Here is a 22,616-nt window from a genome sequence, read left to right on the forward strand (position 1 = left end):
TCCGCGTTTTGACGAACCTGTTGCCGATGCCCGTTTCCGCACGCGATCCGATGACCCGCGAAGAGCGCCGTGCCGGCCTGGGGCTGGCCGCGATCTTCGCGTTGCGCATGCTCGGGCTGTTCCTGATCCTGCCGGTGTTCGCGGTGCACGCCGCGGACATTCCGGGCGGTGACGACCTGACCCTGGTCGGGCTGGCGATCGGCGCCTACGGGCTGACCCAGGCCTGCCTGCAGATCGCTTACGGGGCGGCGTCAGACCGCTTCGGGCGCAAGCCGGTGATCGTCTTCGGTCTCGTGCTGTTCGTCCTCGGCAGCGTGATCGCGGCGCTCGCCGACGGCATCCACATGATCATCGTCGGCCGCGTGCTGCAGGGCGCGGGGGCGATCTCGGCGGCGGTCACCGCACTGGCCGCCGACCTCACTCGCGACCAGCACCGCACCAAGGTCATGGCCATGATCGGCTCCTCGATCGGCCTGGTGTTCGCGCTGTCGATGGTGGCGGCGCCGCTGCTGTACGCCGCGATCGGCATGGACGGCATCTTCTGGCTGACCGCGGTGCTCGCGTTCGCCGCGATCGGCGTGCTGCTGTGGGCGGTGCCGGAAGCGCCGCCGGTGCCGCGCGCCACCGGCCGTTTCATCGACGTGCTGCGCGACGGCCAGCTGATGCGGCTCAACTTCGGCGTGTTCGCGTTGCACCTGATCCAGACCACGATGTGGGTCATGGTGCCTTCGGCGCTGGTCGCCGGCGGCGGCCTGCCGATGCCCGAGCACTGGAAAGTCTATCTGCCGGCAGTGCTGCTGTCCTTCGTCGTGATGGTGCCGGCGGTGATTCTCGCCGAGCGCCACGACCGGATGAAGGCGGTGTTCAACGCGGCGATCGCGCTGCTTGTGCTGGTGCAGTTCGGGCTTTGGCTGGCGGGCGACGCCCTGATACCATTGGCATTGATGCTGACACTGTTCTTCGTCGCCTTCAATGTGCTCGAGGCCACCCAGCCGTCGTGGATTTCACGCATCGCGCCGGCCGGTTCGAAAGGAACCGCGCTCGGCGTCTATAACACCTTGCAGTCGGCCGGACTGTTTCTGGGGGGGCTGCTCGGCGGCTGGCTGGGGCAGGGTTTCGGTCCTGCTGCGGTCAGCCTGTTCTGTGCCGCCCTGGCGCTGGTGTGGCTCGCGCTGGCGGTCTCGATGGCTCCGCCCCCGGTGCGCCCGGCCCCGCTTCCGGCACATGGCTGAACCCTGTTACGGGCGGCAGGTGCCGCCCGTTCGCACAAGCATTCAAAGGAGAACCGGATGGCATCCGTGAACAAAGTCATCCTGATCGGCAACCTCGGTGCCGATCCGGAAAACCGCTTCGCCCCCTCGGGTGACGCGATCTGCAACCTGCGCATCGCCACCACCGAAACCTGGCGCGACAAGAACACCGGCGAGCGCCGCGAGGCCACCGAATGGCACCGCGTCGTGTTCTTCGGCAAGCTCGCCGAGATCGCTGGGCAGTACTTGAAGAAGGGGAGCCAGGTCTATATCGAAGGCAGTCTGCGCACACGCAAGTGGCAGGACCAGAGTGGCCAGGACCGCTACACCACGGAAATCCGCGGCGACGAGATGAAGATGCTCGGCCGCCGTGAAGGCGGCGATGCGCCGATGCGCGGCGGGGCGGGCGAGGGCGGCTGGGATGCGCCGTCTCCGCCGGCGGCGGCGCGCGCGCCCGCTGGGGCGCCGCAGCGCGCGGCGGCGGCGCCCTCCGCCGCTCCGCAGGCGGGCGGCTTCGGCGATTTCGACGACGATATCCCGTTCTGAGCGCCCCCAGGAAACGGCTTTGCCGTTTCCGCCCCCCCGAGGGGACAACAAACTTGCGACCGTCCAGCGTCTTCTTGAGCGGCGGTGTTTGACGCTTGCGTGGCGCCGGCCCCGGCAAGGCTGCGGGCGTCCAGCCATTGAACTGGGGCGAACGAACCCAAGCTTGCAGGATGAGGAGGGACGTTCATGCAATATCTGATCAGCCATGCCGACGGCGTGCACACGGTGGAGTCGGGCTATGGCCGGCCGCAGCTCGCCGCCGTCCACCTGGTCGTGCACGACGGTCGTGCCGCAGTGGTCGATACCGGCAGCAATGCCGCCGTTCCGCGCGTGCTGGGTGCGCTTGCGGCGCTCGGCGTTGCCCCCGAAGCGGTGGAGTGGGTCATGCTCACCCACATCCATCTCGACCACGCCGGCGGCGCCGGCAGCCTGATGTGCGCCCTGCCCGAGGCGAAGCTGCTGGTCCATCCGCGCGGCGTGCGCCACATGATCGACCCGGCCAGGCTGTGGGAGGGTACGGCCGCGGTGTATGGTGCGGAGCGCGCTTTCGAGCTTTACGGCCATCTCGTGCCGGTGCCGGCGGAGCGCATCGTGGCGGCCACCGACGGGCTCGAGTTCGAGCTTGCTCGGCGCTGTTTCCGGGTGTTCGATACTCCGGGGCACGCGCTCCATCACATCTGCATCTGGGATGCCGGCGCGCAGGCGTTCTTCACCGGTGATGCCTTCGGCCTGTCCTATCGCGAACTCGACGTCGACGGCCGCGCGTTCGTGGTGCCGACGACGACCCCGACCCAGTTCGACCCCGAGGCGATGCACGCCTCGATCGATCGTCTGCTGGCGATGCGGCCGCAGGCGATGTACCTCACTCATTATGGCCGGGTCGTCGACGTCGAGCGCCTCGGCGCCGATCTGCACCGGCTGATCGACACCATGGTCGCAGTGGCACGGGCGGCGCGCGGCGACGGCCTCGCCCGCCATGTCGAAATCCTTGCCGGCCTCGAGCAGGTGATGCGCGAAGAGGCGGCACGACAGAACTGGGCGCTCGACGAAGAGCAGGCGCTGGAGCTGCTGCGGATGGATCTCGAACTCAACGCCCAGGGGCTCGGGATCTGGCTCGACCGCCCGGGCGCGGCGGTGGAACGCGCCTGAGCGGCCGATGAACGTCGAGCTCGACCCCGCGCGCCGCTTCGGCGGTCTCGACCGTCTCTACGGCAGCGGCACGGTGGATCTGCTGCAGCGCCGCCATGCCTGCGTGGTCGGCATCGGCGGCGTCGGCTCGTGGGCGGCCGAAGCGCTCGCGCGCAGCGGTGTCGGCCGCCTGACCCTGATCGATCTCGACCACGTCGCCGAATCCAACATCAACCGTCAGGTCCATGCCCTCGACGCCACTCTCGGCCAGGCCAAGGTGGTGGCGATGGCCGAGCGCATCGCCGCCTTCAGCCCCGCGTGCACGGTGACCCGGATCGAGGAGTTCCTCACCGCGGAGAATGCCGAGGCCCTGCTTCAGGGCTTCGATGTGGTGATCGATGCGATCGACAACGTCCGCGCCAAGGTCGCGATCGCCGCCGTCTGCCGGCGCCGGCACATCCCGCTGGTCATGGCCGGCGGCGCCGGAGGCAAGACCGATCCGGCACGGGTCGCTATCGACGACCTGGCGCGCACCGTGCAGGACCCTTTGCTCTCCAAGGTGCGGGCCCGGCTGCGCAAGGAGCATGGTTTTCCCCGCGACCCGAAAAAGAAGTTCGGCATCGCCGCGGCATTTTCCAGCGAGCCGCTGCGCTACCCCGAAGCCCGTGCCTGTGACGCCGATGCCGCCGTCGGTGCGCGCGCCGGCCTGCAGGGGCTGGCCTGCGCCGGCTATGGTTCGAGCATGGCAGTCACCGCCACCGTCGGCCTGCTATGCTCTGCCCGTGCGCTCGAGCTGTTGCTGCGGCCGCGAACGCACGCTGTCGCCTAGTTCAGCGGCGCGGCGAAGCCGCGGCGCCGGTGCCCGGCGAGACAGCACAGATCCGAATCATGCCCGAGGAGGCTTTCCGATGAATGCAGTGCCGCCGCATGCGTCCGCTGTCGTGCTCTTCGGCCACGGCGCGCGCGATCCCGAATGGGCTGGGCCGATGCAGCGCATCCGCGCGCGCATGCTCGCCGCGCCCGAGGCGCCGCGGGTCGAGCTCGCCTTTCTCGAATTCATCCGCCCGACTCTGCCCGAAGCGATCGCCGAACTGGTGGCCGCTGGCGTGCAGCGGGTGGTGGTGGTGCCGGTCTTTCTGGCCCAGGGCGGCCACCTCAAGCGCGATCTGCCGGCCCTGATCGAATCAAGCCGGCGGGCCCACCCCGAATGCCGGATCACGCTGTCGATGGCGGCGGGCGAAGCCGACGAGGTCGTTGCCGCGATTGCCGGCTACGCCCGCCGCTGCTTGGACTGAGCCGGCGCGGGCGCCTGCGCATGGGGCGCGGGGAATGGATTGCGCTTGCCCTTCGTATATATAAGAATATACTTATTAATATGAAGATCCCTACCATCCTCGTTGTCGCGCGCTTGATTTCTGCCCTCGTCGTGCTGCTGACCCCAGCTGCCGGACACGCCGAAGTGGTGACCGCGCGTGCTGAAATCCGCCCCCTCGGCGCTGCCGTGCAGGCCGAAGCAAGCGTCGAGGCGGTGCACCAAGCCACCCTTGCCGCCCAGGTTCCGGGGCGGATCGTGGCGCTGGCGGTGGATGCCGGCGAGCGCGTGCGCACGGGCCAGGTGCTGGTGCGCATCGATCCTGCCGAAGCGGCCGCCGCGCTTGCCGCCGCCGAAGCCGGCGTGGTTCAGGCCGAAACCGCGCGGGTCAATGCCAAGGCCGACTACGAGCGCGCCCGCAACCTGGTCGCGCGTCAATTCCTCAGCGAGTCCGCGCTCGACAGCGCCCGTGCCCGCCATCAGGCCGCCGAGGCGCAGCTCGACGCGGCGCGGGCGGCGCGGGCGCAGGCGCAGGCGGCGAGGGCGCACACCACCGTCGCTGCGCCGCTGGACGGTCTGGTGGCCGAACGCCACATCGAGCACGGCGAGATGGCCCAGCCCGGGCGCAGCCTGCTCACCGTCTATGACCCGGCGCGGATGCGCGCCGTCGCCGATCTGGCGCCGGAGCGCCTGGCGCTGCTCGGCACGCCCCCCTTGCGGGCGCGTGTCGAACTCGGCGGTGGCGGGCGGATGGTCGAGGCCGCGGCCGTCACCGTGCTGCCCGCCGCCGATGCGCGCACCCATACCGTGCGCGTGCGCGTCGACCTGCCTGCGGGCATCGAAGGCGTGCTCCCCGGCAGCTTCGCCCGGGTCCATTTCCGCGCCGTGGGGGGGGGGGCCACGGTGTCGATCCCTGCCGCCGCGGTGCTGCGCCGGGGCGAACTGAGCGCGGTGTATGTGGCCGACGGGGAGGGCGGCTTCGGCCTGCGCCAGGTCCGCCTGGGGCGCCTTGACCAGGACAGCGGCATGGTTGAGGTGCTCTCCGGGCTGGAGGGGAACGAAACCCTCGCCCTCGACCCGGTGCAGGCCGGGATCCAGGTCCGCGCCGGCTCGAGCGCACGCTGAGCCGGGGGGCGACGATGACAACCCGCCTCGGCATCTCCGGCCGTATCGCCGCCGCCTTCCAGCGCAACGCGATCACGCCGCTGCTCGCGCTGATGCTGCTGCTCGCCGGCCTCTTCGCCACCCTGGTCACCCCCAAGGAAGAAGAGCCGCAGATCGACGTCACCATGGCGAACGTGCTGGTGCCCTTCCCGGGGGCCTCGGCGCACGACGTCGAAGCGCTGGTGGCGCGCCCGGCCGAGCAGGTGCTGTCGCGCATCGCCGGCGTCGAACACGTCTATACCGTGTCGCGCCCGGGGCTCGCGGTGATCACCGTGCAGTTCGAGGTCGGGGTCCCCAACCAGAGCGCGCTGGTGCGGCTCTACGATACGGTGCATTCGCACGCCGACTGGCTGTCACCGCAGCTCGGCGTGGGCACGCCGCTGATCAAGCCCAAGGGCATCGACGATGTGCCGATCGTCAGTTTCACGCTGTGGACCGCCGACCCCGAGCGTGCCGGGTTCTCGCTGCAGCAGGTGTCGCGCGCGATCGAGACCGAGCTCAAGCGCATCCCCGGCACCCGCGACGTCGCCACCATCGGCGGTCCCGGCCACGTGATCCGGGTGAACATGGACATCGAGCGCATGAACGCGCACGGCGTCACCGCCCAGGACCTGCGCGGCGCGCTGCAACTCGCCAACGCCTCGCAGCCGGCGGGCAGCCTGGTCGCGGGCAACAAGGAAGTGCTGGTGCAGACCGGCACCTACCTCGAATCCGCCGAGGACGTGCGCAGCTTGGTGGTCGGCGTGCAGGAGCGCCGCCCGGTGTTCCTGCGCGACGTCGCCGAAGTGGTCGATGGCCCCGACCAGCCCGCCCAGTACGTCTGGTTCGGCACCGGCGCCGCGGCCGAGGCGCGCGGCATCGGCGGGCAGGGCCTCTTCCCCGCGGTGACCCTGACGCTGTCGAAGAAGCCCGGCGCCAACGCCGCCGACGTCGCCCAGGCGGCGATGCAGCGCCTCGACAACCTGCGCGGCAGCCTGATCCCCGAAGGCGTGGAGGTCACCGTCACCCGCGACTACGGCAAGACCGCCAACGACAAGGCCAGCCAGTTGATCGGCAAGCTCGCCTTCGCCACCGCCGCGGTGGTGGCGCTGGTGTTCTTCGCCCTCGGCCGGCGCGAGGCGATCATCGTCGGCATCGCCGTCACCCTCACGCTCGCGGCGACCCTGTTCGCGTCCTGGGCCTGGGGCTTCACGCTCAACCGGGTGTCGCTGTTCGCGCTGATCTTCTCGATCGGCATCCTGGTGGACGACGCCATCGTGGTGGTGGAGAACATCCACCGCTGGCACACGCTCGAGCCCGACACGCCGCTGTGGCGCCTGATCCCGAAGGCGGTCGACGAGGTCGGCGGCCCCACCATCCTCGCCACCTTCACCGTGATCGCGGCGCTGTTGCCGATGGCCTTCGTCACCGGGCTGATGGGCCCCTACATGAGCCCGATCCCGATCAACGCCTCGATGGGCATGTTCATCTCGCTGGTGGTGGCCTTCGTGGTCACGCCCTGGCTGGCGCAGAAGATGCTGAAGAACGTCGATGCCCACCCGCACGGCGGCGAGGACAGGATGACGCGGCGGCTCGACGGGCTCTTTCGCTGCGTGATGACCCCCATGTTCGACGCCCGCCGCGGCGGCCGCAACCGGCTCGCGCTGTGGCTGGCGGTGTTCGCGCTGATCGGCGCTTCGGTGGCGCTGCCGGTGGTGCAGCTGGTGATCATGAAGATGCTGCCCTTCGACAACAAGAGCGAATTCCAGGTCGTGCTCGACATGCCGGTCGGCACCCCGGTTGAGGACACCGCGCGCGTGTTGAACGAGATCGGTGCGTTTCTTTCCGCCGTGCCCGAGGTTACCGACTGGCAGTCCTATGCCGGGACCGCGGCGCCGATCAACTTCAACGGCCTGGTGCGCCAGTACTACCTGAGGGGCGCCCCCGAGCAGGGCGACATCCAGGTCAACCTGGTGGACAAGAAGGCCCGTAGCCGCCAGAGCCACGAGATCGCGGTATCGGTGCGCGACGCGGTCACCGCGATTGCGCGCCGCAGCGGCGGCAACGTCAAGGTGGTGGAGGTGCCGCCCGGCCCGCCGGTGCTGTCGCCGATCGTCGCCGAAATCTACGGTCCGGACTATGACGGCCAGCTCGAGGTGGCAAAGCGCGTGCGGGCCGCCTTCGAAGATACGCCCGACATCGTTGGCGTCGATGACACGGCGGACGAGGACGCGCCCAAGTTGGTGCTGCGCGTCGACCAGCCCAAGGCCGCGCGCATGGGGGTGGCGCAGGCCGACATCGTCGAGGTCGTGCGCCTCGGCCTCTCCGGCGAGAACGTCACCCCGGTGCATGGCGGCGACAACAAGTACGAGATCCCGGTACGCATCCAGCTGCCGGCGGTGCGCCAGTCCGACCTCACCGACCTGCTCGCGCTGCAGGTGCGTGCGCGCGGCGGCGACAACGCCGGCCAGCGGGTGAAGATCTCCGAGCTGGTGCAGGTCGCCGAGACCCGCCGCGAGCAGATCCTCTATCGCAAGGACCTGCTGCCGGTGGTGTACGTGACCGGCGACATGGGCGGCAAGCTGGATTCGCCCCTGTACGGCATGTTCGACATCCGCTCGCGCGTCAATGGCATGGCGCTCGAGGGCGCGCCGGGGCTCGCCGGTACGCTCGGCGAGTGGTTCATCCGCCAGCCCGCCGACCCCTACGCCGGCTACCAGCTCAAGTGGGATGGCGAGTGGCAGATCACCTACGAGACCTTCCGCGACATGGGCGCCGCCTACGCGGTGGGCCTGGTGCTGATCTACCTGCTGGTGGTGGCGCAGTTCCGCAGCTACCTCGTGCCGCTCGTCATCATGGCGCCGATCCCGCTCACCCTCGTCGGCGTGATGCCGGGCCACGCCCTGTTCGGCGCGCAATTCACCGCGACCTCGATGATCGGCATGATCGCGCTCGCCGGCATCATCGTGCGCAACTCGATCCTGCTGGTGGATTTCGTCAATCAGCAGGTCGCCGAAGGGATGGAGTTCGGCGAGGCGCTGATCCGCGCCGCCGCGGTGCGTGCCAAGCCGATCGGGCTCACCGCGCTGGCGGCGATGATTGGCGCGGTGTTCATCCTCGACGACCCGATCTTCAACGGCCTGGCGATCAGCCTGATCTTCGGCATCTTCGTGTCCACCGTGCTCACCCTGGTGGTGATCCCGGTGCTCTACTACGCCGCCATGCGCGGCCGCATCGCAAGCCTCAAGAACCCCGAGGAGAATCCCGCATGACCACCAATGAATACGTGCGTGCCTTCGCCGGCGCCTTCGTCCTGATCTCGCTCGCGCTCGGCGTCGAGGCCTCGCCGCTCTTCGTCAGCAAGCACTTCCTGTGGGTGACCGCCTTCGTCGGCGCGAACCTGTTCCAGAGCGCGTTTACCGGCTTGTGTCCGCTGGTGAACATCCTGCACAAGCTCGGGGTCAAGGACGGCCCGGCGCGCTGCGGCTGAAGCCGGCCCACCGCTTTGCCCATGGCGGGTGATTTTCCGCCGGCAGTCCGGGGGCTACCGGGTGGCCTGCCTAGCCGCGGCGCAGCATCCACACGGCGAACGCCAGCGTCGCGCCGAAGCTCAGCAGCGACCAGTTCGCGATCGACAGCCCGAGGAAGGTCCAGTCGATCACCGCGCAGTCACCGGCGCCGCGGAAGATCATCGGCAGGGCTTCGGCGAGCGGGAAGCTTTCGAGCATGAATTCCAGCCCGGGGCCGCACTCGGGAATCGCCGGCGGGTCGATCTGCAGCCAGCTCTGCCAGGCGGCGATGGCGCCGCCGATGAGGGCGGCGAGGCCGATCAGGGCGGCATAGATCCGCACGCCGGTTCGCCCTGGGCCGTGAATCGCGGCGAGCAGGGCGAGCACGGCGGCGAGGGCGAAGGCGTAGCGCTGCATGATGCACATCGGGCAGGGCTCGAGGCCGACCACGTGCTGCAGGTAGAGGCCGAAACCGAGCAGGCCGGCGGCGACCAGGAACAGGGTCAGATAAAGCGCCCGCGCGGGTAGGGACAGGATTCGGTGTACCAGGGCCATGGCATTTGTCGGTGGTCGGGGAGCGATATTGTAGGCGACTCAGCGTGCCAGGGCGGCCTGCAGCATGTCGAGAAAGGCGCGCGTCTTGGCCGGCATCAGCCGCCGCCCCGGGAAGACCGCCCACGCGATCACCGGGGGCCGGCTCCAGTGCGGCAGGATGCGCTGCAACTCACCGCGACGCACATAAGGCTCGGCAAAATAATCGGGCACGGCGGCAATGCCGACGCCGGCGCGGGCGAAGTGGATCAGCAACTCCGGCGAGTTCGCCGTGATGCGCCCGGGCGGCACCCCCTCCCAGCGTGACTCCCCGTGCACCAGCGTCCACCCGATCGCTTCGCCACTGCGCGCGAGCAGGCGCAGCGCCCGGTGCTGGTGGAGGTCCTCGGGGCGCGCCGGTTCGCCGTGTTCGGCCAGGTAGGCCGGTGCGGCATACAGTCCCCAGGGAAACTCCGCCAGCCGCCGTGCCGCCAGCAGGGCATCGTCCGGGAGTTCGCCCATGCGCACGGCGACGTCGAAATTCTCCCCGAGCAGATCGACCCGCCGCGGCGACAGGTCCAGTTCGAGTGCAACCGCCGGGTGCATCGCCGAGAAGGCGGCGAGCATGTCGGTCAGCAGCAGGTTGGCGAAATCGCTCGGCATCGACACCCGCAGCCGCCCGCTCGGCTGGGCCTGGCGGCTCTCGGCCAGCGCGGCCACCGCTGCCACTTCGGTTTCCACCTGGCGCGCGTGATCGAGCAGGGCGCGGCCGAACTCGGTGATGCTGAGCCGGCGTGTGGTGCGCAGCAGCAGACGCTCGCCCAGATGTTCTTCCAGCTGCGAGAGCCGGCGCGAGACGGTCGACTTCGGCAGGCCGAGGCGTTCGGCTGCAGCGGTGAAGCTGCCGTCATCGACGACGCGGGCGAAGATCAGGAGGTCGTTGGGGTCTATTTGTTCCATGGTTGGAATAATTATGTCCGAAATACCGGATTAATGTTTGATGAAGAAGATAATAGACTGCGTCTCACCTGATTCCCAACCCCGACGAGGAAACCGAGATGAACATCCTGCAGATCAATGGCAGCGCCCGTGCCGAAGCCGGCAACTCCACCCGTCTCGCCCGCGACATCGTCGCCCGCCTGCAGGCGGACAACCCGCAGGCCCAGGTCGTGCGGCGCGACCTGGCGCGCAGCCCCGCCCCGGTGATCGACGAGTCCGCGCTTGGCGCGCTGTTCACCCCCGCCGGACAGCGCACCCCCGAGCAGGCCGCCCGCGTGGCTGCCAGTGATGCGCTGATCGCCGAAGTCGAGGCGGCCGATGTCATCGTGCTCGGCGTGCCGATGTACAACTTCGGCATCTCGACCCAGCTCAAGAACTGGATCGACGCCATCGCCCGCGCCGGCGTCACCTTCCGCTACACCGAGAATGGTCCGGAAGGGCTGCTCAAGGGCAAGAAGGTGTTCGTCGCCTTCGCCCGCGGCGGCCGTTACCGCGGTACTCCGGCCGATACCCAGACGCCCTACCTGCAGATCCTGTTCGGTTTCCTCGGCATCACCGACGTGCGCTTCATCTACGCCGAAGGCCTGAACATGGGCGAGGAGGCGGTGAAGCAAGGCTTCGCCGAAGCCGAGGCCGACATCGCCACCGCGCTGGGTTGAGCGAGGCGCCCGGCGGCTTGTGCGGCCGGATGCGGGGGGTGGCTGGATGCAGTCCCCCGCCCCGGTCGATGAAGGATGGGGCGGGATCGCCCGCCCCCCACCTCAAGGAGAGAACGCCCATGAATGCCTTGAATCCGTTTCCGACGCCTCCCGCGGCGCTTCGCCGTCCGCGCGCGGTCGAGCGCCTTGTCACCGGCCGGCCCACGTCCGACGGTGCCGGGGTCAAGCTCACCCGGGTGCTGACCCAGGGCCTGCAAAAGCGTCTCGACCCCTTCCTGATGCTCGACGCCTTCGGCAGCGACCGCGCCGAGGACTACATCGCCGGCTTTCCGGACCACCCGCACCGCGGCTTCGAGACCGTCACCTATATGATCGCCGGGCGCATGCTGCACCGCGACAGCGCCGGCCACGAAGGCCTGCTCGAGAGCGGCGGCGTGCAGTGGATGACCGCCGGGCGCGGCGTGATCCACTCCGAGATCCCGCAGCAGCAAGAAGGGCGGATGGAAGGCTTCCAGCTGTGGCTGAACCTGCCGGCGAAGGACAAGATGAGCGCGCCCTGGTATCGCGATTTCGCCGCCGCCGAGCTGCCGCGCTTCACCACCGCGTCCGGTGTCGACGTGGTCGTGATCGCCGGCGAGAGCCAGGGCGTGCACGGCGCGGTCAGCCGCGCGGCGACCGCGCCACTCTTCCTCGACCTCCGCCTGCCGGCCGGGGCTGTGTTCAGCCACGCCCTGCCGCCCGGACACAACGCCTTCCTCTACGTCTATCGGGGGGAACTGGCGGTGAGCGGCACGGCCGTGCCGGTGCGCAACATGGCGATCCTCGGCAACGAAGCCGGCAGCGACGGCGTGGTCATCGAGGCCGCGCAAGGTGCCGCCGAAACCCGCGCCCTGCTGATCGCCGGGCGCCCGCTCAACGAGCCGATCGCCCAGTACGGCCCCTTCGTGATGAATACCGAGCAGGAAATCTACCAGGCCGTCGCCGACTACCGCGCCGGGCGCCTGGGGGGCTGAGCGCCGCGGCGTCCGCTTTCCGGCCCCCTCCGGCTACCCCCTCCAGCTGCGCCGCGCCGGGAGTGTCCGCCCGGCGCGCGCCGCCTTCAATGCTCCGCCAGCGCCTTCAGGGCCGCGACCTGGGCGGTGATCGGTACCGGCACCGGCACTTCGCCGGCGAGCATGGCGCGGATCAGCGTCGCGTTGTCGGCCACCGAGGGCGTGCCGGGGAGGGTCTCGAGCGGGGGCGCGCCGCCGCTTTCGGCGGCGACGCCGATCGCCGCTTCGCCGTCCACATAGGTCTTCATTTCCGGGCAGCGCCGCGGGTTGGCGTAGATCTCGCCCTCGGTGCCGCGCAACAGCATCGCGCGCGCGCGGTCGGCACGCAGGAACACGTCCATCCGCTCGAGGTATTCGGGATGGGTCACCGCGACCACCCGCAGGCTGCGCCCACGGCAAGGGTCGAGCAGCTTGGCGACGGTGTGGCCGCTGGCGCGCACGCCTAGGCGGAGGCGCAGCGCGAGCAGCGCATCCAGCCCCGGCAGCAGCTGGTCCACGCCGAGGCAGGCGATGCGCCGGGCCGCGAGCTGCGCCGAAGCGGCGGCCGGGTCGGCGGCCGGATGCAGCTCGAGCGCGGCGAGGAGCTCGAACGGGCTCACCCGGGCGTCGAAGTCGTGCCGGCCCTGGATCAGCACTGGCACCCCGCTGCGCGCCAGCAGCAGAGCCACCAGCGGCATCAGGTTGGGCTGGCGGCGGGCGCCATTGTAGGTCGGCAGCACTACGCAGCGCGGCCCGGGGGGCACGGCGAGCTGCGCGGTGCGCGCGTCCATCGCCTGCTTGAAGCCGAGCAGTTCGTCGAGCGACTCGCCCTTCAGGCGGAAGCTGATCAGGATTGCGCCCAGCTCGAGCGCCGGGACCGTGCCGTCGAGGATGTCGCCGAACAGCGCGGCCGCAGTGGCCGTATCGAGCGCGCGCGCGCCCTTGGCGCCCCGCCCGATTTCCTTGATGATTGCGCCGTATTTCATGGCGGCGATTATGGCTGCGATCCGGCCGCGGAGCCAGCCTGACGCGGTGCCGGAACGAACCCAGGGAGAATGCGGAAAATGGATGTCGGATTCATCGGGCTGGGCCTCATGGGGCGACCCATGGCGCTCAACCTCCTCAAGGCCGGGCACACGGTGCAGGTGTGGAGCCGGCGGCGCGAATCGATGCAGCCCCTCGTCGACGCCGGAGCGGGCGATTGCGCCAGCGCCGCGGAGCTTGCCCGCCGCGCGCCGGTGACGATCAGCATGGTCGCCGATGCGCCCGACGTCGAAGAGGTCGTGCTCGGCCCGTCCGGGGTGGCGGACGGAGCGGGCGCAGGCCACCTGCACATCGACATGAGCACCATCGCCCCCGCGGCGGCGCAGTCGATCGCCGCGCGCCTGGCACAGCGCGGCATCACCGCGCTCGATGCGCCGGTCTCCGGAGGTGAGGGCGGGGCGATCGGCGGCACGCTGACGATCATGGTCGGCGGCGAAGCGGCGGCCTGTGCGCGCGCGCGCCCGCTGTTCGAAGCCATGGGGCAGTCGATCACCCGCGTCGGCGAGGCCGGCGCCGGCCAGGTCGCCAAGGCGTGCAACCAGATCCTCACCGGGGTCGGTGTCGCCGCGGTCGCCGAGGCGCTCAACTTCGCGCGCAAGAGCGGCGTCGACGGCGGCAAGGTGCGCGAGGCCCTGCTCGGCGGTTTCGCCGCCTCGCGCATCCTGGAGAACCACGGCCAGCGCATGCTCGAGCGCAACTTCCGTCCCGGGTTCAAGGCCTGGATGCACCACAAGGACATGCGCATCGTCCTCGACGAGGCCCAGCGCCTCGGCCTGGCGCTGCCGTCGACCGCGGCGGCGGCGCAGATGTATGCGGCGATGGTCGGCGGCGGCCTCGGTGAGGAGGATTCGGTGGCCATGCTCAAGCTGCTCGAGCGGATGAGCGGCGGGGCGGGCGAGTGACGGTCGGACAGTGGCGATCGAAAATGGGGGCAATCACATGAAAGTGGGTTTCATCGGGCTGGGCGTGATGGGCGCGCCGATGGCGCGCCACCTGCGCGCCGCCGGCCACGATCTCGCGCTGTGGGCGCGGCGGCCGGAAACGGCGGCGGCGTTCGTCGCCGAAGGGGTACCGCTGTGCGCGACGCCGGCCGAACTGGCGGCGCGCAGCGAGGTCGTCATCACCATGGTCACCGCCAGCGCCGATGTCGAGGCGCTGGCGTTCGGGGCGCACGGGCTGGCCGCGGGCTTCGGCCCCGGCGCGGTCCATGTCGACATGAGCACGATCGCGCCGGCGAGCGCGCGCATGCTCGCCGCCCGCTATGCCGAGCGCGGCGTGGGCTGGGTCGATGCGCCGGTATCGGGCGGGGCGCAGGGCGCGCACGAGGCGAGCCTGGCGATCATGGCCGGCGCCGAGGCGGCGACGCTGGAGCGGGTGCGCCCGCTGCTCGCGGTGCTAGGGCGGCGCATCGTCCATATCGGCCCGCCCGGTGCCGGGCAGGTGGCCAAGGCGTGCAACCAGATGATCATGGTCAGCACGATCCAGGCCTGCGCCGAGGCCGTCCGCCTGGCCGCGGCCCACGGCGTCGATGTCGCCGCGGTGCGTGCGGCGCTGATGGGCGGTTCGGCAGGGTCGCGGGTGCTCGAAGTGATGGGGCAGCGCATGGTCGAGCGCGACTTTGGCGCCGGCATCGAGGCGCGCCTGCACCACAAGGATTTTGCCCTCCTGATGGATGAGGCCGCCCGGCTCGGGGCGCCGCTGCCGGTGGCGGCGCAGGTCTGGCAACAGCTCAACGCGCTGATGGGCGCGGGTTGGGGGCGGGAGGACACTTCCAGCCTGCTGCGCGTGCTCGAAGGCGGGCGTGGCTGAGGGGGCGTCCGGGCGCAGCCCGGGGGCTCCCTCAGCCGGCGGGGCGCGATCGCCGCGCCGCCTCTTTTCGCTCGGCCTGCTGTCCGCTGCCCTGCTGCAGGGCTGCGCGGTGGTGGCGGTGGCCGACGCCGTGGTCACCGTGGGCGTGACCGCGGTCAAGGTCGGCGCGACGGTGGTCGAGACCACCGTGGATGTAGCCGCGGCCGGGGTCGATGCGGCGGTCGGCGAGGACAGGGATGAGGAGTAGGGCAAGCCCAACATTACTCGGGGGGCTACAGGAAATTGGCCTTGGGGTACCGATGATCCTGTGAAGTGCTTCGAAGTACGCCAGGCCCATGCGGAACAGGCACTGGATGCACTGGGCCGGTAGCCCCACGCACACACAGGTAACGACCGCACTCCGACGGCGCAGTAAGATGAGGGTGATGCCGAAGAGATTGTTTTTATATGTTAAGGAGATGATGTAAGGTTGGCGGCGAGGTCGATTAAGGGTCCCTGATGGGCATAGTTCGTGAGGCTGTGACGATTGGTCGAGAGTCCATTCTTCGAGTTTTTCGGTGTCGCCGTCAAGGGAGAGTGATCCAGCGTTATGCGCCCAAGAAGATCCTCAAGCCCTACCGATGAGCCTGTTACGCCAGGCTTTCAGGCGTGCCCTGCCAAGACATTCTGGCGCGCCGACGGCATGCTTACAGTGGGGCGCAGTGTCCTTGAGCACTGTAATGTCGTTGGCGAAGTGGCCCGCGAGCTCATTTCACGTTATCCAGGTAAGCTAGGTGTCGACTTGTTTCCTGTCGGTGCCGAGTTGGTTGCTGCTTGTCACGACATTGGTAAGGTTAGCCCATGTTTCTACGAGAGGATCCGTCGTGCGTGCACGAGCGCGAGCCCCAGACAGCCGCTACTCCAGCTGCCTAATGTGGCGCCAGAACTAGAGAGCCAGTGGGGTGGGCATGCCGGTGTTAGCCAAGTCGCGGTAAAGGCTCTGAATGTGCCACCTTATGTGGCCGAGATCCTCGGGCAACATCACGGTTACTCACCATCGGTCGCGGGGTTCAGAGCAAATGATGACGTTTTGGGCGGCTTGTCTTGGCAGCGGGAGCGCGTCGCCTTAGTCGAGGCATTGAAGCAGCGGCTTCGATGTGACTGGCCGCAGGTTCGATCAGTCCCGCAGGCGAGGTTATTGGCTGGATTGACGTCTGTAGTCGATTGGATCGGCTCGGGATCCTTCTTCGAAGATCCGGCACAACCCTGGCAAGGGCGTATCAAGCCTGCACTGGATGATGCCGGTTTCATCCGCCCCGACTATCGGATGGATCTCTCCTTCGAGCAGGTCTTCGGCTTTCCCCCGCGCCCGGCCCAGCAGCAACTGATCGATGCGGTGGCCGGTCCCGGCGTCTATGTGCTGGAAGCACCGATGGGCCTGGGCAAGACCGAGGCGGCGCTGTATGTCGCCTATCGCCTGCTGGCCGCCGGTCAGGCCAATGGCATCTATTTCGCTCTGCCGACCCAGCTCACCTCCAACAAGATCTACGAGCGTTTCAACGATTTCCTGCAGGGAATCCTCGCCCCGGAGTGTCGCCATCGCTCCCTGCTGCTGCACGGCAAGGTCTGGCTGCTGGATACCGAAATGGGCGAGGAGGGACGGCCGGGGGGGGCCTGGTTCAACCATGCCAAGCGCGGGCTGCTGGCGCCCTTCGCGGTCGGCACCATCGACCAGGCGCTGATGGCGGCGATGAACGTCAAGCATGGGTTCGTGCGCGCCTTCGGTCTGGCCGGCAAGGTGGTGATCCTCGACGAAGTGCACACCTACGATGCCTACACCAGCACCCTGCTGAATGCCTTGGTCGAGCTGCTGCGCGAGCTGCACTGCACGGTCATCATCCTCAGCGCCACGCTGAACCGCGAGCGCCGTCAGCAAATGTTGGGCGCAGCGGTCAGCGAGGAGGCCTATCCGCTAATTTCTGCCGCACCCCGCCAGAAGCCAGTGAGCGAATGGCCTGTGCCGAGTGGAGCTGGCCATGAGGTAAACATTCGTTTGCTCGACGACCCGCGCGCGGCATTGGCCGAGGCCCTGGAGCGGGCCAGTCGCGGCCAGCAGGTGCTGTGGATAGAGAATACGGTGGTCGAGGCGCAGGAGCGCTATCTCGACCTGGCCGCTCGCGCCGCCGAGCTGGGTGTCGCCTGCGGCTTGCTGCACTCGCGCTTTACTGCCGAAGATCGCCAGCGCATCGAGGATCGCTGGGTCAGCCTGTTCGGCAAGGACGGCTGGCAGGAGAGGGCAAGGCAGGGGCGGATTCTGGTCGGCACGCAAATTCTCGAGCAGTCGTTGGATATCGACGCCGACTTTCTGGTCAGCCGCTTTGCGCCGACCGACATGCTGCTGCAGCGTCTGGGCCGCTTGTGGCGACATGCGGGAACGCCGCGTGAGCCGGCCGCCTGTTGCGAGGCCTGGATACTGGCGCCCGATTTGGAGAAGGCGATTATCGCGCCGCTCTCAGCGTTCGGCAGCAGCGCCCACGTCTACAGCCCCTATGTGCTGTGCCGCAGCCTGGAGGTCTGGCAGGGGATGGATTCGCTGTGTCTGCCGCAGGATATCCGCACTCTGATCGAGCAGACCTACGTCCAGCGCCAGGAAGACGGGGTCATGGCGCAGTGGCTGCATGAGCTGGATCACGGCACGCTGCGGCGCAAGGGCCGCAAGGCGCTGGCCCAGCTGGCGCGGGTGGCCCTGGCCGAGGGTGGCAACACCCTGCCGGAAAGCAAGGCACAGACCCGCTACAGTGAGCAGGACAGTCATGAGGTGTTGCTGTTGCGCGCCGCCGTGCAACTGCCGGAGCAAAAGGCGACCCGCCTGATCCTGCTCAATGGCCAGCAACTGCTGTTGCCCTGGGCGCGACACCAGCGGGACAAGCGCGGCTGGCGTGAACTCAGCGCCAGCCTGATGCGCCAGACCGTGCCGGTGCGCGTGCAGGATGCGCCTGAGTGCCTGCCTATCGATACGTTGAGCAAGTTCGCTCTGCAGCACTGCTTCTACCTGGGCGATCCGGCCCATGACGAAGCCGTACTGCGCATCGCGCTGGTCGACGAAACCGGTGCGCTACGCGGCCTGCAGGGCGCCCAGATACACCAGAAATACACTCTGGGATATCGCGACGACCTGGGTTACCGGGTGATCAAGGAGCATGGATGAGCAACATGGAAAATCGCTTCAATCTGATAGACGAACCCTGGATTCCGGTGGCCGGTGTCGGCCGCGCCAGCCTCTGGCAGGTCTTCGAAAACCCGCAGTACCGCACTCTCGGCGGCAATCCAGTACAGCGGATCGCCTTGATGAAGTTGCTGCTGGCCATCGGCCAGGCCGCCGCCACTCCGGCCGATGAACATGCCTGGCGAGCCCTCGGCGCCGCAGGACTGGCGCGCAGCTGCCTTGCCTATCTGGATCGCTGGCATGAGCGCTTCTACCTGTATGGAGAGCGGCCGTTCCTGCAGATGCCGGCCATTCGCGTGGCAGCTCTGCAAAGCTACGGCGCCGTGTTGCCGGAGGTTTCCACCGGCAATACCACGGTGCTCAACCACGGGCAGGTCGAGCGCCGGCTGGACGATGGGGAAAAGGCGCTGCTGCTGGTCGGCCTGATGGCTTTTGCCCTGTCGGGCAAGAAGACCGACAACAGCGTGGTGCTGACGCCCGGCTATGCGGGCAAGCGCAACGACAAGGGCAAGCCCTCGTCCAGCAAGCCGGGGCCGGCAGTGGCGCACATCGGGCTGCTGCACAGCTTCCTGATCGGCAGCAGCCTGCAGGAAACCCTGTGGCTCAATCTGCTGACGAGCCGGCAGGTCGAGCAGGCGATGATCTTCCCGCAGGGTATCGGTACGGCACCCTGGGAGCGGATGCCGGATGGCGAGGACTGCCCGGCCGCGCAGGCACTTCGACAGTCGCTGATGGGCCGTCTGGTGCCGCTGTGCCGCTTCTGTTTGCTGGCCGAGGACGGCCTGCACTATTCGGAGGGGCTGGCGCATTCCGGCTACAAGGAAGGCGTCTGCGACCCCACCGTGGCGGTCGATCATTCTGGCAAGGAGCCGAAGGCGCTGTGGGTTGATCCGGACAAGCGTCCCTGGCGCGAGCTGACCTCGCTGCTGGGCTTCATCGAGCAGGGGGGCAGTCAGGGCTTCCAGAGCCTGGAACTGCACGCCGGACTGGACCGCGCCCGCGACGCGACCGAGGCCTTCGCCATCTGGTCGGGCGGCCTGCGGGTCAGCAGCAATGCCGGGGAGCAGTACGCCTCTGGTAGTGACGATTTCGTCGAATCCCAGGTCTGGCTGCACAGCGCCATGCTTGGCAAGCTGTGGTTTGTCCAGCTCAAGGCTGAGATGGATGCGCTGGGCGGGCTGGCCAAGGGGCTGTATGGCCGGGTGCTGGCCTTCTTCAAGGAGCAGAAGGTGGACGGCAGCAAGCTGGCCGCCCAGGCCTCGACGCTGTTCTGGCAGCTCTGCGAGCGCCATTTCCAGCAACTGGTGGACGCCTGCGAGCCAGACGAGCAGGGCGTCGAGCAGCGCCGCCAGTTGCGGTTGACCTTCGCTGGCTACGTCCAGCAGGCCTACGACCACTTCTGTCCGAAGGAAACAGCGCGCCAGCTGGATGCCTGGGCCAAGTGCCGACCGAACAACAGCAAATATCTTCGTCAGGAGGCGTAAGGGGATGGAGCCTATGCAAGCCCAGGAACAACAGCCGGAAAAAGCCCCACCCAGCCGCGAGGAGCGCTTCGTCGCCGGAGTGCTCAAGCTCTGCACCGAGAACAAGGGCATGGCTGCGCGTCTGCGCCGGGCCGACAACCCGGCAACCGAGTACCAGAGCTGGGAGCTGCTGGCGGCTTATGGCATCGATCTGGAACAGGAGCGCGAGCGCCTACCCTTTGTCACCGTGGCGGCAGCCATCGCCAAGGCCAAGGCCGAGCGCAACGGCAGTCTGGGGCTGGGACGTGCCATCGCGGCCTGCTACGAGAGCGGCAATGCCGGCGACCAGGCCAAGGCCCGCCTGCGCCGCCTGCTGGCCTGCGACGACCTGGCGGAGCTGTGCCGTATCCTGCGTCCGCTGCTTTCGCTGATCGACAGCAAGGTCGGTCAGCCGCTCGACTACATCCGCCTGCTCAAGCAGCTGCGGCGCTTCCCATTCAACGCCCAGCAGGTCAGGGCGCAATGGGCACAGGAGTTCTACGGGCAGGCTGCGAACGCCGAGGAGGAGGGCGCATGAGCCTGATTGCCAGCGTACTGCACCTCGACCGCCAGGCTAGCCAAGCGCTGCGGATCACCGATCCCTATTCGCTGCACCGGGTGGTCTACAGCCTCTACGAGGACGTACGCAGTGCCGAGAAAAAGAGCGCCAGCCAGCCCAGCGGCATCCTCTACGCCGACCAGGGCGGCGACTTCCGCAGCCGGCGCATCCTGCTGCTCGCCGACCGCATGCCGGCCGAGTGCATCGATGGCCAGTACGGCCAAGTGCAGAGCAAGCCGATTGCCGAGAGCTTCCTCGATCATGATCGCTATCGCTTCAAGGTGATCGTCAATCCGACCCGCCGCGACAGTGCCAGCCGCAAGCTGCTGCCGGTCAAGGGCCGCGAGGCCATCGGCGACTGGTTCTGCGAACGCGCCCTGCAGAGCTGGGGCTTCCGGGTGTCCCGCGAGCACCTGCAGGTGGATCGGGTCGATGTGCTGCGCTTCAAGGACAAGCAGCAACATCCGGTCACCCTCGCCCAGGCCCATGTTCAGGGCCAGCTGGAAGTCACCGACCGCACACAGTTCCACACCAGTTTCGCCCGGGGCATCGGCCGTGCGCGCACCTTCGGCTGCGGCCTGCTGCAGATCGTGCCCCTTCTCGACAATCCATTCGCCTGAAAAGGACTTCGCCATGAGCAACGCCTACACCAATACCCGCATCGAGTACCACATCCTGCAATCCTTCCCGGTGACCTGCCTGAACCGCGATGACGTCGGGGCGCCGAAAACCGCCGTGGTCGGCGGCGTGACCCGCGCCCGGGTCAGCTCGCAGTGCTGGAAGCGTCAGGTGCGCCTGGCCATGCCGACGTTCGGTATCAAGCTTGCTGCTCGCACCAAGCAGGCGGAGACCCTGTTCGTGCGTGCCTGTCTCGAAGCCGGGGCCGATGAAGCCAGCGCCCAGACGTGCGGCAAGAAGATCGCCGAGCTGCTGATCGACGACACCTTGCTGTTCATCAGCGACAGCGAGGCCCGCGCCTTTGCCGAATACGCCCGCGAGCTGGAGTTCGATGTGGCCAAGCTCAAGGACAAGGAACTGGCCAAGGTCGCCAAGAAGGCCATCAACCCGGCCGTGGATGCCCTCGATATTGCCCTGTTCGGCCGCATGGTCGCAAAGGCCGCCGACATGAACGTCGAGGCGGCGGCGTCCTTCGCCCATGCCATTTCCACCCACCGGGTCAGCAACGAGGTGGAGTTTTTCACCGCGCTGGACGACTTGCAGAGCGAGCCGGGGTCGGCGCACATGGGTAGCCTGGAGTTCAACTCGGCGACCTACTACCGCTATGTCAGCCTGGATCTCGGCCAACTGGCGCAGACCCTCGGTGAAGAAGACCTGAAGAAGGCGATTGCCGCCTTCACCCAGGCGCTGTTCGTCGCCGTACCCAATGCCCGCCAGACCACCCAGTCCGGCGCCAGTCCCTGGGAGTTCGCCCGCGTGCTGGTGCGCAAGGGCCAGCGTCTGCAGGCGCCCTTCGAGACGCCGGTGCAGAAGGGGCGCGAGGGAGGCTACCTGCAGCCGAGCATCGAGGCGCTGAAGGGCTACCTGGACAAGAAGGAAAAACTGTCCGGCTCGCTGTTCGGCAAGCAAGCTGGCTACGAGTGGGGTGAGGACGAGGAATTCAGCATCAACGAGCTGATCGCCAAGCTGCAAAGCCATGTGCAGTGAGATAGGACGATGAGCGATCCCTATCTGTTGCTGTGGCTGGAGGCGCCGCTGCAATCCTGGGGGCATGACTCCCGTTTCGGCCGGCGCGACAGTCTCGATTTTCCCACCAAGTCCGGTGTGCTGGGGCTGCTGTGTTGCGCCCGTGGTGCCGGCGGCGAGGAGCGCGGCTGGCTGGCGGCCTGGGCCGACCTAGACATGCAGGTAGTGGGCTACGTGCCGCGGGACCGGCGCGGCCTGCCGCTACCGCGGCAGCCGTTGCTGCGCGATTTCCAGATGGTCGGCAGCGGCTATGACGATCAGGACCCCTGGGAAACGCTACTGATCCCGAAGACCAGCGAAGGCAAGAAGGCGGTCGGTGGCGGCACCAAGATGACTTACCGCTACTACGTGCAGGACATGGCCTATGCCGTGGTCCTGCAGGTACCGGCGGAGCTGGTCGAGGCGACAACCGAGGCGCTGCTCAATCCGGTCTGGGACTTGTATCTGGGGCGCAAGAACTGCGTGCCTACTGAGTTCATCTACCAGGGGGGCTTCGCTACTGCCGAGCAGGCTGTAACGGCCGGTATGGCACTGGCGGCGGAGAAGAAGCGCGCGTTCGCGCTGCGCGTCCTGCAGGGCGAGCACGAAGGCGAGGTGCTGACCCTCAACGATGTGCCCCTGCAGTTCGGCCCGCACAAGAAGTACCGAGATCGTCAGGTGACCGTGCAAAAGCAGGAGGGCTGAG

Annotated in this window: 22 protein-coding genes; 19 read left to right on the plus strand and 3 right to left on the minus strand. The window is 68.2% G+C overall.

Annotated features, from left to right (window positions below; genetic code table 11):
- Positions 1 to 26: 26 nt before the first annotated feature.
- The 8 genes from Tchl_RS08885 (at position 27) to Tchl_RS08920 (ending at position 8,869) form a co-directional block, all read left to right on the plus strand.
- The gene (locus tag Tchl_RS08885; RefSeq protein ID WP_232311554.1) at positions 27 to 1,232 is read left to right on the plus strand and encodes an MFS transporter; all 1,206 of its coding nucleotides are present in this window, start codon (positions 27 to 29) and stop codon (positions 1,230 to 1,232) included.
- 57 nt (positions 1,233 to 1,289) lie between these two features.
- A complete protein-coding gene (gene ssb, locus Tchl_RS08890; RefSeq protein WP_075148090.1) occupies positions 1,290 to 1,796 on the plus strand; it encodes a single-stranded DNA-binding protein in 507 nt (168 codons plus the stop codon).
- 186 nt (positions 1,797 to 1,982) lie between these two features.
- Complete coding sequence (locus Tchl_RS08895; RefSeq protein WP_075148091.1) at positions 1,983 to 2,945, plus strand: MBL fold metallo-hydrolase; 963 nt, start codon at positions 1,983 to 1,985, stop codon at positions 2,943 to 2,945.
- 7 nt (positions 2,946 to 2,952) lie between these two features.
- Entirely contained in the window at positions 2,953 to 3,753 is an 801-nt protein-coding gene (locus Tchl_RS08900; protein ID WP_075148092.1) for a tRNA threonylcarbamoyladenosine dehydratase, read from the plus strand.
- 79 nt (positions 3,754 to 3,832) lie between these two features.
- Entirely contained in the window at positions 3,833 to 4,219 is a 387-nt protein-coding gene (locus Tchl_RS08905; RefSeq protein ID WP_075148093.1) for a sirohydrochlorin chelatase, read from the plus strand.
- An 80-nt stretch (positions 4,220 to 4,299) separates the two neighbouring features.
- The gene (locus Tchl_RS08910; protein WP_075148094.1) at positions 4,300 to 5,361 is read left to right on the plus strand and encodes an efflux RND transporter periplasmic adaptor subunit; all 1,062 of its coding nucleotides are present in this window, start codon (positions 4,300 to 4,302) and stop codon (positions 5,359 to 5,361) included.
- A 14-nt stretch (positions 5,362 to 5,375) separates the two neighbouring features.
- On the plus strand, positions 5,376 to 8,651 hold the full coding sequence (locus Tchl_RS08915) for an efflux RND transporter permease subunit (RefSeq protein WP_075148095.1): 3,276 nt from the start codon (positions 5,376 to 5,378) through the stop codon (positions 8,649 to 8,651).
- A complete protein-coding gene (locus Tchl_RS08920; protein WP_075148096.1) occupies positions 8,648 to 8,869 on the plus strand; it encodes a YgaP family membrane protein in 222 nt (73 codons plus the stop codon). The genes Tchl_RS08915 and Tchl_RS08920 overlap by 4 nt, the downstream gene beginning before the upstream one ends.
- A gap of 70 nt (positions 8,870 to 8,939) precedes the next feature.
- On the opposite strand, the gene Tchl_RS08925 is transcribed toward Tchl_RS08920, so the two are convergent.
- Positions 8,940 to 9,443, minus strand: a complete 504-nt coding sequence (locus Tchl_RS08925; protein ID WP_075148097.1) for a disulfide bond formation protein B — start codon at positions 9,441 to 9,443, stop codon at positions 8,940 to 8,942.
- 39 nt (positions 9,444 to 9,482) lie between these two features.
- Positions 9,483 to 10,379 carry a LysR family transcriptional regulator gene (locus Tchl_RS08930; protein ID WP_075148098.1) on the minus strand — a complete coding sequence of 299 codons (897 nt, stop codon included), beginning with the start codon at positions 10,377 to 10,379 and terminating at the stop codon, positions 9,483 to 9,485.
- Positions 10,380 to 10,477: 98 nt separating this feature from the next.
- Between Tchl_RS08930 and Tchl_RS08935 the strand changes: the two genes are divergently transcribed.
- Both Tchl_RS08935 and Tchl_RS08940 read left to right on the plus strand, forming a co-directional pair.
- Positions 10,478 to 11,077, plus strand: a complete 600-nt coding sequence (locus tag Tchl_RS08935) for an FMN-dependent NADH-azoreductase (protein WP_075148099.1) — start codon at positions 10,478 to 10,480, stop codon at positions 11,075 to 11,077.
- A gap of 119 nt (positions 11,078 to 11,196) precedes the next feature.
- Positions 11,197 to 12,090: a pirin family protein gene (locus Tchl_RS08940; protein ID WP_075148100.1), complete on the plus strand. Its 894-nt coding sequence runs from the start codon at positions 11,197 to 11,199 to the stop codon at positions 12,088 to 12,090.
- Between the two features lie 86 nt (positions 12,091 to 12,176).
- Here the strand turns inward: Tchl_RS08940 and ybiB are convergent, their stop codons facing one another.
- Entirely contained in the window at positions 12,177 to 13,094 is a 918-nt protein-coding gene (gene ybiB, locus Tchl_RS08945) for a DNA-binding protein YbiB (RefSeq protein ID WP_075148101.1), read from the minus strand.
- Between the two features lie 78 nt (positions 13,095 to 13,172).
- Here ybiB and Tchl_RS08950 point away from each other — a divergent pair, with 78 nt between their 5' ends.
- The 9 genes from Tchl_RS08950 (at position 13,173) to cas5e (ending at position 22,615) form a co-directional block, all read left to right on the plus strand.
- A complete protein-coding gene (locus Tchl_RS08950) occupies positions 13,173 to 14,054 on the plus strand; it encodes an NAD(P)-dependent oxidoreductase (protein WP_075148102.1) in 882 nt (293 codons plus the stop codon).
- 37 nt (positions 14,055 to 14,091) lie between these two features.
- Positions 14,092 to 14,961: an NAD(P)-dependent oxidoreductase gene (locus tag Tchl_RS08955; RefSeq protein WP_075148103.1), complete on the plus strand. Its 870-nt coding sequence runs from the start codon at positions 14,092 to 14,094 to the stop codon at positions 14,959 to 14,961.
- Entirely contained in the window at positions 14,954 to 15,208 is a 255-nt protein-coding gene (locus Tchl_RS08960; protein ID WP_075148104.1) for a hypothetical protein, read from the plus strand. Before Tchl_RS08955 ends, Tchl_RS08960 begins: the two co-directional genes overlap by 8 nt.
- Positions 15,209 to 15,643: 435 nt before the next feature.
- Complete coding sequence (locus tag Tchl_RS08965; RefSeq protein ID WP_083945199.1) at positions 15,644 to 18,148, plus strand: CRISPR-associated helicase/endonuclease Cas3; 2,505 nt, start codon at positions 15,644 to 15,646, stop codon at positions 18,146 to 18,148.
- Positions 18,145 to 19,650, plus strand: a complete 1,506-nt coding sequence (casA, locus tag Tchl_RS08970) for a type I-E CRISPR-associated protein Cse1/CasA (protein ID WP_103893879.1) — start codon at positions 18,145 to 18,147, stop codon at positions 19,648 to 19,650. The genes Tchl_RS08965 and casA overlap by 4 nt, the downstream gene beginning before the upstream one ends.
- Positions 19,651 to 19,654: 4 nt before the next feature.
- Positions 19,655 to 20,206, plus strand: coding sequence for a type I-E CRISPR-associated protein Cse2/CasB (gene casB / locus Tchl_RS08975; RefSeq protein ID WP_083945200.1), 552 nt, complete (start codon positions 19,655 to 19,657; stop codon positions 20,204 to 20,206).
- The gene (gene cas6e, locus Tchl_RS08980) at positions 20,203 to 20,847 is read left to right on the plus strand and encodes a type I-E CRISPR-associated protein Cas6/Cse3/CasE (protein WP_075148107.1); all 645 of its coding nucleotides are present in this window, start codon (positions 20,203 to 20,205) and stop codon (positions 20,845 to 20,847) included. Before casB ends, cas6e begins: the two co-directional genes overlap by 4 nt.
- 13 nt (positions 20,848 to 20,860) lie before the next feature.
- Positions 20,861 to 21,892, plus strand: a complete 1,032-nt coding sequence (cas7e, locus tag Tchl_RS08985) for a type I-E CRISPR-associated protein Cas7/Cse4/CasC (RefSeq protein WP_075148108.1) — start codon at positions 20,861 to 20,863, stop codon at positions 21,890 to 21,892.
- A gap of 9 nt (positions 21,893 to 21,901) precedes the next feature.
- Positions 21,902 to 22,615 carry a type I-E CRISPR-associated protein Cas5/CasD gene (gene cas5e / locus Tchl_RS08990; protein WP_075148109.1) on the plus strand — a complete coding sequence of 238 codons (714 nt, stop codon included), beginning with the start codon at positions 21,902 to 21,904 and terminating at the stop codon, positions 22,613 to 22,615.
- Position 22,616: the final 1 nt, after the last annotated feature.

The sequence above is a fragment of the Thauera chlorobenzoica genome, assembly GCF_001922305.1.
Classification (GTDB): Bacteria; Pseudomonadota; Gammaproteobacteria; order Burkholderiales; family Rhodocyclaceae; genus Thauera; species Thauera chlorobenzoica.

Coding starts and splice junctions, on each gene's coding strand:
- cas5e (WP_075148109.1), top strand. CDS start 21,902: ATGAGCGATCCCTATCTGTTGCTGTGGCTGGAGGCGCCGCTGCAATCC.
- Tchl_RS08955 (WP_075148103.1), top strand. CDS start 14,092: ATGAAAGTGGGTTTCATCGGGCTGGGCGTGATGGGCGCGCCGATGGCG.
- Tchl_RS08950 (WP_075148102.1), top strand. CDS start 13,173: ATGGATGTCGGATTCATCGGGCTGGGCCTCATGGGGCGACCCATGGCG.
- Tchl_RS08900 (WP_075148092.1), top strand. CDS start 2,953: ATGAACGTCGAGCTCGACCCCGCGCGCCGCTTCGGCGGTCTCGACCGT.
- Tchl_RS08925 (WP_075148097.1), bottom strand. CDS start 9,443: ATGGCCCTGGTACACCGAATCCTGTCCCTACCCGCGCGGGCGCTTTAT.
- Tchl_RS08935 (WP_075148099.1), top strand. CDS start 10,478: ATGAACATCCTGCAGATCAATGGCAGCGCCCGTGCCGAAGCCGGCAAC.
- Tchl_RS08905 (WP_075148093.1), top strand. CDS start 3,833: ATGAATGCAGTGCCGCCGCATGCGTCCGCTGTCGTGCTCTTCGGCCAC.
- casB (WP_083945200.1), top strand. CDS start 19,655: ATGGAGCCTATGCAAGCCCAGGAACAACAGCCGGAAAAAGCCCCACCC.
- Tchl_RS08910 (WP_075148094.1), top strand. CDS start 4,300: ATGAAGATCCCTACCATCCTCGTTGTCGCGCGCTTGATTTCTGCCCTC.
- ssb (WP_075148090.1), top strand. CDS start 1,290: ATGGCATCCGTGAACAAAGTCATCCTGATCGGCAACCTCGGTGCCGAT.
- Tchl_RS08895 (WP_075148091.1), top strand. CDS start 1,983: ATGCAATATCTGATCAGCCATGCCGACGGCGTGCACACGGTGGAGTCG.
- Tchl_RS08920 (WP_075148096.1), top strand. CDS start 8,648: ATGACCACCAATGAATACGTGCGTGCCTTCGCCGGCGCCTTCGTCCTG.
- ybiB (WP_075148101.1), bottom strand. CDS start 13,094: ATGAAATACGGCGCAATCATCAAGGAAATCGGGCGGGGCGCCAAGGGC.
- Tchl_RS08940 (WP_075148100.1), top strand. CDS start 11,197: ATGAATGCCTTGAATCCGTTTCCGACGCCTCCCGCGGCGCTTCGCCGT.
- cas6e (WP_075148107.1), top strand. CDS start 20,203: ATGAGCCTGATTGCCAGCGTACTGCACCTCGACCGCCAGGCTAGCCAA.
- Tchl_RS08965 (WP_083945199.1), top strand. CDS start 15,644: ATGCTTACAGTGGGGCGCAGTGTCCTTGAGCACTGTAATGTCGTTGGC.
- Tchl_RS08885 (WP_232311554.1), top strand. CDS start 27: ATGCCCGTTTCCGCACGCGATCCGATGACCCGCGAAGAGCGCCGTGCC.
- cas7e (WP_075148108.1), top strand. CDS start 20,861: ATGAGCAACGCCTACACCAATACCCGCATCGAGTACCACATCCTGCAA.
- Tchl_RS08930 (WP_075148098.1), bottom strand. CDS start 10,379: ATGGAACAAATAGACCCCAACGACCTCCTGATCTTCGCCCGCGTCGTC.
- casA (WP_103893879.1), top strand. CDS start 18,145: ATGAGCAACATGGAAAATCGCTTCAATCTGATAGACGAACCCTGGATT.
- Tchl_RS08915 (WP_075148095.1), top strand. CDS start 5,376: ATGACAACCCGCCTCGGCATCTCCGGCCGTATCGCCGCCGCCTTCCAG.